14 protein-coding genes and 1 pseudogene are annotated in these 12,482 nt (G+C 71.3%); all 15 read left to right on the plus strand.

Going from position 1 to position 12,482, the window contains the following annotated elements; all coding sequences use genetic code 11:
• Positions 1-303 precede the first annotated feature (303 nt).
• Positions 304-1,617 (plus strand): ammonium transporter, encoded by a 1,314-nt coding sequence (locus QL985_RS10825; protein ID WP_039100562.1) that lies wholly within the window; start codon positions 304-306, stop codon positions 1,615-1,617.
• Positions 1,614-1,952: a P-II family nitrogen regulator gene (locus QL985_RS10830; protein ID WP_019308968.1), complete on the plus strand. Its 339-nt coding sequence runs from the start codon at positions 1,614-1,616 to the stop codon at positions 1,950-1,952. Before QL985_RS10825 ends, QL985_RS10830 begins: the two co-directional genes overlap by 4 nt.
• A gap of 192 nt (positions 1,953-2,144) precedes the next feature.
• Positions 2,145-3,710, plus strand: a complete 1,566-nt coding sequence (gene ffh / locus QL985_RS10835; protein ID WP_039100510.1) for a signal recognition particle protein — start codon at positions 2,145-2,147, stop codon at positions 3,708-3,710.
• A gap of 6 nt (positions 3,711-3,716) precedes the next feature.
• The gene (locus QL985_RS10840) at positions 3,717-4,211 is read left to right on the plus strand and encodes an NUDIX hydrolase (RefSeq protein WP_039100511.1); all 495 of its coding nucleotides are present in this window, start codon (positions 3,717-3,719) and stop codon (positions 4,209-4,211) included.
• Positions 4,208-5,125, plus strand: a complete 918-nt coding sequence (locus tag QL985_RS10845) for a hypothetical protein (protein WP_259906129.1) — start codon at positions 4,208-4,210, stop codon at positions 5,123-5,125. The genes QL985_RS10840 and QL985_RS10845 overlap by 4 nt, the downstream gene beginning before the upstream one ends.
• Positions 5,126-5,325: 200 nt before the next feature.
• Positions 5,326-5,754: a 30S ribosomal protein S16 gene (gene rpsP, locus QL985_RS10850; protein ID WP_019308972.1), complete on the plus strand. Its 429-nt coding sequence runs from the start codon at positions 5,326-5,328 to the stop codon at positions 5,752-5,754.
• 2 nt (positions 5,755-5,756) lie between these two features.
• Complete coding sequence (locus QL985_RS10855; RefSeq protein ID WP_029603087.1) at positions 5,757-5,999, plus strand: RNA-binding protein; 243 nt, start codon at positions 5,757-5,759, stop codon at positions 5,997-5,999.
• A gap of 125 nt (positions 6,000-6,124) precedes the next feature.
• Positions 6,125-6,694, plus strand: a complete 570-nt coding sequence (gene rimM, locus QL985_RS10860; protein WP_039100513.1) for a ribosome maturation factor RimM — start codon at positions 6,125-6,127, stop codon at positions 6,692-6,694.
• Positions 6,695-6,697: 3 nt separating this feature from the next.
• The gene (gene trmD, locus QL985_RS10865; RefSeq protein ID WP_039100514.1) at positions 6,698-7,543 is read left to right on the plus strand and encodes a tRNA (guanosine(37)-N1)-methyltransferase TrmD; all 846 of its coding nucleotides are present in this window, start codon (positions 6,698-6,700) and stop codon (positions 7,541-7,543) included.
• 175 nt (positions 7,544-7,718) lie between these two features.
• The gene (gene rplS, locus QL985_RS10870) at positions 7,719-8,081 is read left to right on the plus strand and encodes a 50S ribosomal protein L19 (RefSeq protein ID WP_019308976.1); all 363 of its coding nucleotides are present in this window, start codon (positions 7,719-7,721) and stop codon (positions 8,079-8,081) included.
• A gap of 64 nt (positions 8,082-8,145) precedes the next feature.
• A complete protein-coding gene (lepB, locus tag QL985_RS10875; protein WP_039100515.1) occupies positions 8,146-8,781 on the plus strand; it encodes a signal peptidase I in 636 nt (211 codons plus the stop codon).
• An 86-nt stretch (positions 8,782-8,867) separates the two neighbouring features.
• Positions 8,868-9,629: a signal peptidase I gene (gene lepB, locus QL985_RS10880; protein ID WP_019308978.1), complete on the plus strand. Its 762-nt coding sequence runs from the start codon at positions 8,868-8,870 to the stop codon at positions 9,627-9,629.
• A gap of 41 nt (positions 9,630-9,670) precedes the next feature.
• Positions 9,671-10,384, plus strand: a complete 714-nt coding sequence (locus tag QL985_RS10885; RefSeq protein ID WP_224764838.1) for a ribonuclease HII — start codon at positions 9,671-9,673, stop codon at positions 10,382-10,384.
• A gap of 369 nt (positions 10,385-10,753) precedes the next feature.
• The gene (locus tag QL985_RS10890) at positions 10,754-11,119 is read left to right on the plus strand and encodes a YraN family protein (RefSeq protein WP_019308980.1); all 366 of its coding nucleotides are present in this window, start codon (positions 10,754-10,756) and stop codon (positions 11,117-11,119) included.
• 198 nt (positions 11,120-11,317) lie between these two features.
• A pseudogene (locus QL985_RS10895) lies at positions 11,318-12,482 on the plus strand (hypothetical protein); the annotation flags it as partial.

Below are 12,482 nucleotides of genomic sequence, written 5' to 3' on the forward strand. Positions count from 1 at the left end.
ACCTTCAACTCATCTGACAACACGATCCCCGCAACTCCCTGAAATTCAGGGTGTTGCGGGGATCGCTAGAACCCACCTCCCGGGGGCGGGCGCCGTCGTTGCCTGCGGACCGCTCTGCCGGGGGCAGCCCCGTGCCCACCATGTGAGATGCGACACCCCGATTTAACGTGTGCGTCACACGACCGGCGCATTCGAAACACGCTCGTTACGCCCCGGCGAACCCGGCGGTAACACGGGCGCCGTTGACTGGTCCCCGGAAGCGCAAAGGATGTGCTTGCACGAGACAGGGACGAGGTGATCCGGGTGGAACTGACCGCCGGACACGTGTGGATGGTGGTGGCTGCGGGGCTCGTGTTCTTCATGACCCCGGGGCTCGCACTGTTCTACGGAGGCATGACCCGGGCCAAGGGCGTGCTGAACATGATGATGATGAGCTTCGCGGCCCTCGGCGTGGTGGGGGTCGTGTGGGTGCTGTGGGGAGCGTCGATGCTCAGCGGCGACCCCGTGCTGGGCGGGCTCACGGCCAACCCGTTCGCGCACGCGGGGTTGCAGGGTCTGCTCGGCACCGAGGACCTGCTCGCCTCGGACTTCTCCGTGACGTTCGCCATCATCACGGTCGCGCTGATCTCCGGCGCGATCGCGGACCGCACGCGCTTCGGCACGTGGGTGGTGTTCACGCTCGTGTGGGTCACCCTGGTGTACTTCCCGCTGGCCTACATGGTGTGGGGGAACGGGCTGTTCTCGGAGGAGGGCGCCCTGGGGCGGATCGTCGGGGAGCCCATCGACTTCGCGGGAGGGTTGGCCGTGCACATCAACGCGGGCATCGCGGCCCTCGTGCTCATTCTGCTGATCGGCGCGCGACGCGGCTTCGGGCGGGACTCCGGGCAGCGCCCCCACAACCTGCCCCTGGTGATGCTGGGCTCGGCCATCCTGTGGTTCGGCTGGTTCGGCTTCAACGCCGGGGCCGCCACCACCGTGGAGCAGGCCGCCCTGATCTGGACCAACACGCTGGTGGCCCCGGCCGCCGCGATGCTCTCCTGGCTGCTCACCGAGCGGATCCGGGACGGCCACGCGACGTCGCTCGGGGCGGCCTCGGGCGTCGTAGCCGGCCTGGTGGCCATCACCCCGGCGTGCGCGAACGTGACCCCCCTGGGTGCGATCGGGCTCTCGGCCGTGGCCGGTGTGCTCTCGGCGCTCGCGGTGGGGTTCAAGTACCGGATCGGGCTGGACGACTCGCTGGACGTGTGCGGCGTGCACCTGGTCTCGGGCATCGTGGGCACCGTGGCGCTGGGATTCCTGGCGGTCCCCTCCGAGGGACGCGCAGGCCTGCTCCACGGGGGCGGCTGGGGCCTCATGGGCTCGCAGCTCGCGGCCACCGGGTTCGTGGCCCTCTACACGGGCGTGCTCACGCTGCTGATCGGACTGGTGCTCCAGGCCACCATGGGGCTGCGCATCACGCGCCGTGACGAGATCATCGGCGTGGACCTCACGCAGCACGCGGAGTCCGCGTACTCGCTCAAGGACGAGGCCACCGGATCGTTCGCGGGCCACGGCACCCACCGCCCACTGCCCGGCACCGCCGAGGCTCCCGTCCCCGTGAAAGGAAGAATCTCGTGAAACTCGTCACCGCAGTGGTGCGCCCGGAGAAGTTCAGTGACGTCAAGGACGCCCTCGAGAGCTACGGCGTGCAGGGGATGACCGTGCTCACCGTGCACGGCTACGGCAGGCAGCGCGGGCACCGCGAGGTGTACCGGGGCGCGGAGTACACCGTGGACCTGCTGGAGAAGGTGCGCATCGAGACGGTCGTGGAGGACGCCGAGGCCCAGGAGGTCGTCACGGTGGTCGTCGGCGCCGCCCGCACCGGTGAACCCGGGGACGGCAAGGTGTGGGTCACCCCCGTGGAGCACGCGGTGCGCGTGAGCACGGGGGAGCGGGACGACGTCGCCCTCTGAGTCCCGGCGCGGCCGACGGCTTCGCGCCCCGGCCACCCCACGACCGCTCCGCCCGTGCCGCGGCCGCGGCCACGGGCAACCCGCGGCGGCCTCCGGCACCTGGGGCCGCCGTGCGGTGCGCGCGGGCCCGCGCCCGCTTGCTAACCTGGGACACCGAATCATCCGTCGTCCGAGGAAAGCAGCGACCTCCCCGTGTTCAATTCACTGTCCGACCGGCTCACAGCAACGTTCAAGAACCTGCGCGGCAAGGGCAGGCTCTCCGAGGCGGACATCGACGCCACCGTGCGGGAGATCCGCCGCGCCCTGCTCGAGGCGGACGTGGCCGTGCCCGTGGTGCGGGAGTTCACCGCGGTCATCAAGGAGCGCGCGCTCGGCGCGGAGGTCTCCGAGGCGCTGAACCCCGGCCAGCAGGTCGTGAAGATCGTCAACGAGGAGCTGCAGAACGTCCTCGGCGGCGAGACCCGCCGCATCAACCTGGCCAAGACCGGACCCACCGTGATCATGCTCGCGGGCCTGCAGGGTGCCGGCAAGACCACCCTGGCGGGCAAGCTGGGCAAGTGGCTCACGGACCAGGGGCACAAGCCCGTCCTGGTGGCCTCGGACCTGCAGCGCCCCAACGCCGTGACCCAGCTGAAAGTCGTGGGTGAGCGCGCGGGTGTTGCCGTGTTCGCCCCGGAGCCCGGCGCCACCTCGGAGTTCGACGACCCCACGGGTGACCCCGTGAAGGTCGCCCGGGACGGTGTGGACTTCGCACGCTCCAAGCTCTACGACGTGGTGATCGTGGACACCGCCGGGCGCCTGGGCATCGACCAGGCGCTGATGAACCAGGCGCGGGACATCCGCGACGCCGTGGACCCGGACGAGGTCCTGTTCGTGATCGACGCGATGATCGGTCAGGACGCCGTCAACACCGCCAAGGCCTTCGACGAAGGCGTGGACTTCACCGGCGTGGTGCTCTCCAAGCTGGACGGCGACGCCCGCGGCGGCGCGGCGCTGTCCGTGCGCGCGGTGACCGGCAAGCCCATCATGTTCGCCTCCACGGGCGAGGGCGTGCGGGACTTCGAGCAGTTCCACCCGGACCGCATGGCCTCCCGCATCCTGGACATGGGTGACGTCCTCACGCTCATCGAGCAGGCCGAGCGGCAGTGGGACAAGACTGAGGCCGAGCGGATGGCCAAGAAGTTCACCGATCAGGAGGACTTCACGTTCGAGGACTTCCTGGCGCAGATGCAGCAGCTGCGCAAGATGGGCTCCATGAAGAAGATGCTCGCCATGATGCCGGGCGCCGCCGGCATGCGGGAGCAGCTGGAGAACTTCGACGAGCGCGAGATCGACCGCGTGGAGGCCATCGTGCGCTCCATGACCCCGCACGAGCGCGTGGCCCCCAAGATCATCAACGGCTCCCGCCGCGCCCGCATCGCCCGCGGCTCCGGCGTCACGGTCTCCGAGGTCAACCAGCTCATGGAGCGCTTCGCCCAGGCCCAGAAGATGATGAAGCGCCTGGCCTCCGGGCAGGGCGTTCCGGGCATGCCCGGTGGGATCCCCGGCATGGGCCGCGGCGGTGCCGCCAAGAAGGGCAAGGCCAAGAAGAAGGGTTCGCGCTCCGGCAACCCCGCCAAGCGGGCCCAGGAGCAGGCGGCACTCGCGTCCGGGCAGAAGCCGGCCGCGAAGGGCAGCGCGTTCGGCGCCCAGGGCAAGGACCTGGACGCCGAGTCGCTCAACCTGCCCAAGGGCTTCGAGAAGTTCCTCGGAAAGTAGGCATCCATGGGTTCGTACCTCCCCGACGACGAGCTGCGCGAGTTCATCGCCACGCTGCCCACCCGGCGGCTGGCCTCCGCCGCGGTCATCCGTGACGAGCACGGCCGGGTGCTTGCGGTGGAGCCCAACTACAAGGACGGCTGGACCCTGCCCGGCGGCACGGTGGAGGCGGGGGAGGACCCGCGCACCGGGTGCTTCCGCGAGGTGGTCGAGGAGGTCGGACTGCACCTGCCCGAGGGTCGGCTCATCGCCGTGAGCCACGGTGTGGGCATGGGCATGTGGGGGGACTCGGTCTCGTTCCTTTACGACGGCGGCACCATCTCGTCCGACACCCCGATCAGCGTGCAGGAGGAGGAGCTGCTGTCCTACCGCTGGGTGGCGCCCGAGGACCTGGAGACGGTCATGCCTGCCGGGATGGCCGAGCACCTGCGGGCCGCCATCGAGGCCCTCGAGGCCGGCACCGTGGTGGAGCGCGTGATGCACGGGGGTTCACGCTCATGACCGAGCGGCCCGCGCCGCGCACCGTGGTGCTCGTGCTCGCGGACGCCCCCGAGCTCCCGTTCGTGGCGTCCGCCCTCGGTCTCGGCTTCACCGCCGTCTCACGGGACGGCTGGTCCGCGGTCGTGCTTCCGGAGGGTGTGGATCCTGCCGGGCTGGCCGCCGCGGGGGACCCGCGCAGCATCGCCGTGCGCCTGGACTCGGACGGCAGCGCACGCGCGCTGCGCGTCTACCCACCCGTGGCCGCGCTCGATGCCCATGAGGACTGGGGCACCCAGTTCGACGAGCTCGAAGAGTCCACCACGCTGCGCTGGCCCGCCGTCCACGAGGACTCCGTGGTGGGGCTGCTGGCGGGCGCGCGTGACGCCGCGGGGTCGGACGGGCCCCCCGAGGACCGTGGCACGGGCGGCGACGCCGCGGCGTCGGCACCCGGGGGCAACCTCACGGCCGCGGCGAGCATTGCGTCCCTGTGCGACCTCGATCCCGCTCAGACGGCACGGCTGGAGAACTACGCCCGCACGGCGAGCTCCGCCCTGCTGCTGGAGTCCGTGCTGCAGCTGCTCGGGCTGCCCGTGGTCGCCGCGAAGATCGTGGAGGGCCAGCGGGAGGTCTCGGAGCTCGACGGGGTCACCCACCACGAGCCCCGCCCCGCGGCACTGTCCGTGCTGGACGCCGCGAGCGTCGAGCCCAGCGGCTCGGACGTGCTCTCCCGCCTCCAGCGGGCCTACGTCCGCAGGCCAGGACTGCTGCTCGCCCTGGGCAGCGCGGAAGCCGTGCTCGGCGCGGGGCTGGCCGGTCTGGCCGCGCGGGGTGGACGCAGTGCCAAGGTGCTGGGATCGGCCTCCGCGCTCATGCTGTCCGACGCCGCCCTGCAGGCCGCTCTGTGGGCCTCCGTCCGCTCACGCAGGAAGCACTGAGCCCTCCGCCACCCCGCTCGCGTCCCGTCACCGCGTGCGCCGGCCGGTTTGACAGCTGTGGCACAATGGACGGGTACTCGAGCCGTGCGGACCCTCTCACCGCGCGTGACTTCGTGTCCACAGGAAACCCACGTGCTGCCCGCCCCACGGGCTGGCGTGTGCGGTGACCGATTCCATTCGAAACAGGAGTAACCACACAAGTGGCAGTCAAGATTCGTCTCAAGCGTATGGGCAAGATCCGCGATCCCCGCTACCGCGTGGTCGTCGTCGATTCCCGCAAGAAGCGCGACGGTCGCGTGATCGAGGAGGTCGGCGTGTACCAGCCGACCGAGAACCCCTCGTACATCAACCTGGTGTCCGATCGCGTGCAGTACTGGCTCGGTGTGGGCGCGCAGCCTTCCGAGGCCGTGCTCGCTCTCATGAAGATCACCGGCGACTGGCAGAAGTTCAAGGGCCTGCCGGGTGCCGAGGGCACGCTGAAGCAGCCCGAGGGCAAGACCCCGTTCGTCGCCCCGGACAACGGCTCCGTGATCATTCCCGAGGCCATCACCCCCAAGGCTGAGAAGGCCGAGGAGGCACCCGCCGAGGACGCCGCTCCCGCAGAGGACGACGCCGAGAAGGCAGAGTGAGCATGCTCGCGGAAGCCCTGGAGCACCTGGTCCGTGGCATCGTGGACAACCCCGAGGATGTCTCGGTGCGTTCCCGCGACAACCGCCGCGGCGAGACGCTCGAGGTGCGCGTGCACCCGGATGATCTGGGTCGCGTGATCGGGCGCTCGGGACGCACGGCCAAGGCCCTGCGCACCGTCGTCTCGGCACTGGCTTCCGGCGAGAGCGTGCGCGTGGACGTGGTCGACACCGACCGCCGCCGCTGAGCGGACGCACCACTCGTCACGGCCCCCGTTCCCTCCCGAGGGGAACGGGGGCCGTGTGCATACCGGCTGCGGTCCCCGGACACGGACCGCGCAGCACTCAGCAGGACATCCCTGGAGGAGAAGACATGAGCGTTCGGGTGGCCCGGATCGGCAAGCCGCACGGTGTGCGGGGGGAAGTGACCGTGGAGCTGTTCACGGATGATCCGCAGTCTCGCTTCGCGCCGGGCTCGGTGCTGAGCGTCCAGCAGGCGCGCGGCGGCCGACGGGGCCAGGGCGCCGACCGCCCCGAACCCCTGCGTGTCGAGGGCCTGACCGTGGGCGGGCACCGCTGGAACAAGGACGTCCTCGTGGCCCGGTTCGAGGAGATCCGCGACCGCAACGCGGCCGAGGCCGCCCGCGGGCTGGAGCTCTACGCGGAGGTCGCGGACCTCCCGCTGGAGGACGACGAGTGGCACCAGGACGACCTCCTCGGCCTCGTGGCCGTGGACCTCACCCGCGACGAGGCACGGATCGGCACCGTCAAGGCGCTGATCCAGGGCAGCGCCCAGGACCTGCTGGAGATCACCCCGGAGAAGGGCGGGCGTGCCGTCCTCATCCCGTTCGTCGAGGAGATCGTCCCGGAGGTGGACCTGGACCGCGGGCTGGTCCTCGTGACCCCGCCCCCCGGACTCCTCGAGCTCGGCGAGGACGACTGACCCGTGCGCATCGACGTCCTGAGCATCTTCCCCGAGTACCTGGAGCCCCTGAAGCTCTCCCTGATCGGCAAGGCCGTGACCGACGGTCTGCTCAGCCTGCAGGTCACCGATCCCCGCGAGTTCGCCACGGACCGGCACCGCACCGTGGATGACACCCCCTACGGTGGCGGCGCGGGCATGGTCATGAAACCCGAGCCGTGGGCGCAGGCCCTCGAGACCGTGGTGCGGGCCGGTGCGGGGGCGGGCCGTGCGGCGTCGTCGCGCCCCGTGCTGGTCGTGCCGTCCCCGGCGGGGGAGGTGTTCACCCAGGAGGTGGCGTACGAGCTGGCCGAGGAGGAGCACCTGGTCTTCGCGTGCGGGCGCTACGAGGGGATCGACGAGCGTTTCATCGACTGGGCGCGGGACGAGGTGCGGGTGCGCCCCCTGAGCCTGGGCGACTACGTGCTCAACGGGGGAGAGGTGGCCGTGCTCGCGATGGTCGAGGCCGTGACCCGGCTGATCCCGGGGGTGATCGGCAACCCCGAGTCCCTGGCGGAGGAGTCCCACACGGGCGGGCTGCTGGAGTACCCGGTGTACACCAAGCCCGCGCAGTGGCGCGAGCGCACCGTTCCGGACACGCTGCTGTCCGGGCACCACGGGCGGATCGCGCGCTGGCGGCGCGACCAGCAGCTGGTGCGCACCGCACGCCGCCGCCCCGACATGGTCCTGGCACTGGACCCGGCCACCCTGGACCGCGCGGACCTCGCGGTGCTGGCCGAGGAGGGGTTCACCGTGGCCGGCGGGCAGTGGCGGCGCTCCGAACGCACCACGCCGCAGGGCGCACCGGAGGACCCGTCCGATATGGCATAATGGACGGCTGTGTGTGCGTCGGGCACGCCCCTGCCGCAGGGGGGAGAGCGACCAACGACGCACCGCCCGGGACGGCCACTTCACGTCCTGTCCCGGAACCTGGAGCACGTGCACCCCGCGGGGTGGCGCGCGAACCACACGTGAGAGACCTGCGGCGATCACGAGGAGTCACATCATGAACATTCTTGACCAGCTTGATGCCAAGTCCCTGCGCGACGACGTCCCCGACTTCCGTCCCGGCGACACCCTGAACGTGCACGTGAACATCGTGGAGGGCAACCGCTCCCGTGTCCAGGTGTTCAAGGGCTTCGTCATGGGCCGTCAGGGCTCCGGCGTGCGCGAGACCTTCACGGTCCGCAAGGTCAGCTTCGGTGTGGGCGTGGAGCGCACCTTCCCGGTGCACTCCCCGATCATCGAGAAGATCGAGCTCGTGAGCCGCGGCGACGTCCGTCGCGCCAAGCTGTACTACATGCGCGACCGTCACGGCAAGGCTGCTCGCATCCGCGAGAAGCGCGAGTCGAGCGCCTCGAGCAAGTAGGACTCACCGGGTGCCTGAGCACACGGAACACGCAGAGGACCCGGCACCTGCCGGGTCCTCTGCCGTGAGACGGCCCGTTTCCGCACGACGCTGGTGGTTGCGCGTCATCGCAGCCGCCCTCGTGACCGCGCTCGTGGTCACGGTGCTCGTGCGCGGGTTCGTGCTGGACGTGTACTGGGTGGGCTCGGACTCCATGGAGCCCACGCTCGAGGGCGGAGACCGGGTCCTCGTCAACAAGCTCGAGTCCGAGGACAACATCCAGCGGGGTGATCTCGTGGTCTTCGACGGCCGAGGCTCCCTGGACCCGCTGCACTCCTCCGACCCCTGGTACGAGCAGGCCGCGGACACCGTGGGACAGTGGCTCGGCCTCACCGGCTCGGACACCATCTACGTCAAGCGGGTGATCGCGGTGGCCGGGGACACCGTCTCGTGCTGCACCGCCGAGGGCCTGATCACGGTCAACGGTCAGCCCCAGCACGAGGACTACGTCTACCCTGGTGATGCACCGTCGGACATCCGGTTCACGGTGCAGGTCCCCCCGGGACGGGTGTGGCTCATGGGCGACCACCGCAGCGTGTCGGTGGACTCCCGCTCGCTTCTCGGTGCCCCCGGCGGTGGTCTGATCCGCACGGAGCGCATCGTGGGCACGGCCGAGAGAGTGGTGTGGCCGCTGGACCGGGCCCGCTCTCTCGAGGAGTGAACCGCATCCGCACCTGCCGGTGAGCGTGGCAGCACCTCCCGGCACCTCCCACCCGGAACCGTCAGAACGCAGAGAAGGACAGTGCAGTGGCTGAGCAGCACGACGCCGGCGCGAACGGCGCCCACCCCCATGACGACGCCGCCCAGCCCACGCGGCGCGGCAGCGGCGGCAGCGGCGCCAAGAGGTCCCCGGGGTGGAACGCGGTCCGGGAGGTCCTGATCGTCATGGCGCTCGCCGTGGTCATCGCTTTCGTGGTCAAGACCTTCCTGGTGCGCGGCTACTACATCCCCTCGGGCTCCATGGAGCAGACCCTCGAGCTGGACGACCGCATCTTCGTCAACGTCATCGGTGCCAAGACCGGTCACATCGACCGCGGGGACATCGTGGTCTTCGACGACACCCAGGGCTGGCTGCCCGAAGCCCCGGAGACCCGCACCGGGCCCGTCCGCGAGGGCCTCGAATTCGTCGGTCTGCTGCCGGACAGCAGCCAGCAGGCCCTCGTCAAACGCGTGATCGGTGTGGGCGGCGACCACGTGACGTGCTGCGACGCCTCCGGCAAGGTGTCCGTGAACGGCCAGCCGCTCGACGAGCCCTACATCTACCCCGGAGCCGCGCCCTCCGACTTCGCCTTCGACGTCACCGTTCCCGAGGGCAAGGTCTTCGTGATGGGCGACCACCGCAACGCCTCGGCGGACTCCCGCTTCCACATCGAGACCGGCACCCAGTTCGTGAGCGAGGATGACATCGTGGGCACGGCCTTCGTGATCGCCTGGCCGCTGGACCGGTTCCAGTTCCTGCACAACCCCGAGCAGACCTTCCAGGACGTCCCCGCGGCCGGCGGGCAGTGAGCCCCGCGCGCTCCGCCCCGGCCACCACCCTCGACGTGGAGGTGTTGCTCGCTCAGCGCGGGGCGCGCTTCGTGGCGGGGATGGACGAGGTGGGCCGCGGTGCGCTGGCAGGTCCCGCGAGCGTGGGCGTCGTCGTGCTGGACGTCCCAGCCCTGCTCGCGGAAAAATCGGTGGCGGGCGCCTCCCAGGGCGGGCAGGCGCCGTCGACGCCGGACGGTCCGGGACCGCGCGCGCCGCACCCCTGGGAGGGCGTACGGGACTCCAAGGCCCTCAGCCCCGCCCGCCGCGCCGCACTGGCACCCACGATCGGCGCGTGGGCCGCGGCCACGGCGGTCGGCCACGCGCAGCCGCGGGAGATCGACGAGCTGGGGATCAACGCCGCACTGCGGCTCGCCGGTCTGCGCGCACTGAAGGCGGTGCGTGCCGCGGGCGTGCCCGTGGACGCACTGATCCTGGACGGCTCGTACAACTGGCTGAACGCTCCGGCGGTGCTGGGCCAGGCCGAGGACCCGGTCGAGCTGCCTGCCGTGGTGCACACGCTGGTGAAGGCGGACGCGCAGTGCGTGAGCGTGGCCGCCGCGTCGATCCTGGCGAAGGTCGAACGCGACGCCCTCATGGGAGAGCTGCACCGGGAGCACCCGGACTACGACTGGGCGTCCAACAAGGGATACGGCAGCGCGGCTCACCGTGCCGCGCTCGCGGAACGGGGCACCACCGACCACCACCGGCTGAGCTGGAACTTGGGCGCGGGGTAGTTCGCGCCGAGAGCTCTGCGGAGCCCCGGTTGGCGTTCGCGCGGTGGGCTCCGCGGTCGGCGTTCGCGCGGTGCTCTCCGTGGTCGGCGTTCGCACGGTGGCTTCAGCGGTCGGGCAGCGGTTGCGGCCTGGGTGCACGCGGCTCTGCGACAGGGAGTGCTGAGCGGGCCGATCGTCCGGTCGGCCCGGGGGAGCGCGGGTGTGCCCTGTGGCTCGGCGAGCTCCTCGCGCCGGCCGCGATCCGACCTCCACAGCAGCGGGCCCGGGGTGCCGCTGCGCCTTGATCGGCCCCACAGTGGGGTCATGACCGCGCCCGCAGCCCACCGCCCCGACCACCCGTCGAGCCCGAACCCACCCGGGGCTCCCCACATGAGCACCGGGCGAGCCGGCGAAGAACTGATCGCCGGCCTGCTGGAGCGCTCCGGATGGACCGTGAGGGACCGCAACTGGAGACCGGCGCCGTCCCCGGGGCGCCCACGGGGCGAGCTGGACATCGTGGCGGAACGCCAGGGCGCCGTCACGGTCTTCGAGGTCAAGACACGCACCGGAGGGGACTTCGGCCACCCGTGTGAGGCTGTGGGTGCCGAGAAGCTCCGGCGCCTCCACGTCCTCGCCCGTGCCTGGGCCCGTGAGAACGGTCAGGCCGGGGTCCCGTCCGTGGACGTGGTTGCCGTGCACTGGCCCAGAGGGTCCTCTCCGCGTGTGGAGCACGTGGGTTCCATCGGCTGGCTCTGACCTCGGGGCCACCCCGGCCGGGCCGTCCGGCCGCTCGGGGCAGAGCCGCCCACCGCGACGTAACACGTCATGCGGCCCGCTGATGCTGTTCCGGGGTGGACACATTCACGTGGATGCACCGTGCATTAGGAGATCCCCTGTGCGGCGTGTCACGGTATGACGGGGCAGGAACCAGGAGTCCGTGGACGGGGGAATGGCATGAGAACCGCTGCGTGGTTGCCGCATGCGCTGTCTGCCACCGCTGTGGCGGCCGCCGTGGCACTGGGCGTCGTCGCGTGCTCCCAGACGGGCAACGATCCGAACGGGCATCCCACCGTCAGCTCATCCGTGGTCTCGGCGGACGGCGACCTGCACCCCGGCACTTTCCGCGCGTCACTGCCCAACGGCGCCACCGTGCGGATCACGGTCCCCGCGGCGGTGCCTTCCAGTGACGAGCTCGAACGGCTGCGGCGGGAGGCGGGGGTCGAACGGGCCACCTACGCCTCGGTGGAGATCGACAACACCCGGGGCCACTCACCCGTCTCCGTGAGCCGCCTCATCCTCACGGCGCGCGACGGCGCCACCTACCAGCTCGAGCACGTGTCACGGGCGGTCGAGAAGTGGCAGCCCCGGTCCTTCGAGGGCGCCTACCGGGCGCCGGACGGTTCAACCCTCTCCCGGGAGAAGGCGTGCAAGGTGAAGCGCCGGATCGCCGACGCGGCGGACGCCGCCACGGGCCCCGTCCCCGCCGGGCAGAAGGGACGCAACGTGCTGGTGGGGGACATTGACGGGATCCCCGATCGCTTCGCGAGCCTCGAACTCGTTCCCGTGATCGGTGACCGTGAAGCCGCACCGGTGCGGCTGCAGCCCGACACGGGGCGCCACGGGGGCACGGGCACGGAGTCGTGGGATCCCAGCATCCCGCTGGAGGACGACGAGTACCAGGAGGACCCCGGGGACGGGTCGAGCGTGGGGCCCGGCGGGGACCTGCCGGATCCGCCGCCGGAGGAGCCTGCTCCGTCCGGTACCCCCGCGCCGGGCGCGCCGGTGGACCCTGCCCTCCCCGGGCCCGTCGAGCCGGATCCGATCGTGCCCGGCCCAGGGGATCCCGGCCCGGGTGATCCGGGTCCGGTGGACCCGGGGCCCGTCGATCCCGGGCCCATCGACCCGGGCCCGGTGGATCCCGGGCCGGTGGACCCCGGACCCACCGACCCCGGGCCCGTTGATCCAGGGCCCGTGGAGCCAGGCCCCGGAGATCCCGGCGGAGGAGAACCTGGCGCCGGGGGCCCGTCCCCAGGAGTGCCCGACCCGAGCATTCCCGCGCCCAGTGGAACTGTTCCTTCGAGTGTCGCTCCGGCCCTTCCGGCCCCTGCCCCCGACATGC

The sequence above is a fragment of the Kocuria sp. APC 4018 genome, assembly GCF_030407675.1.
Taxonomy (GTDB): Bacteria; Actinomycetota; Actinomycetes; order Actinomycetales; family Micrococcaceae; genus Kocuria; species Kocuria rhizophila.

Bases quoted from the DNA above. Each gene is read 5' to 3' on its own strand.
- QL985_RS10840 (WP_039100511.1), top strand. From the start codon at position 3,717: ATGGGTTCGTACCTCCCCGACGACGAGCTGCGCGAGTTCATCGCCACG.
- QL985_RS10845 (WP_259906129.1), top strand. From the start codon at position 4,208: ATGACCGAGCGGCCCGCGCCGCGCACCGTGGTGCTCGTGCTCGCGGAC.
- QL985_RS10890 (WP_019308980.1), top strand. From the start codon at position 10,754: ATGAGCACCGGGCGAGCCGGCGAAGAACTGATCGCCGGCCTGCTGGAG.
- rimM (WP_039100513.1), top strand. From the start codon at position 6,125: ATGAGCGTTCGGGTGGCCCGGATCGGCAAGCCGCACGGTGTGCGGGGG.
- QL985_RS10855 (WP_029603087.1), top strand. From the start codon at position 5,757: ATGCTCGCGGAAGCCCTGGAGCACCTGGTCCGTGGCATCGTGGACAAC.
- rplS (WP_019308976.1), top strand. From the start codon at position 7,719: ATGAACATTCTTGACCAGCTTGATGCCAAGTCCCTGCGCGACGACGTC.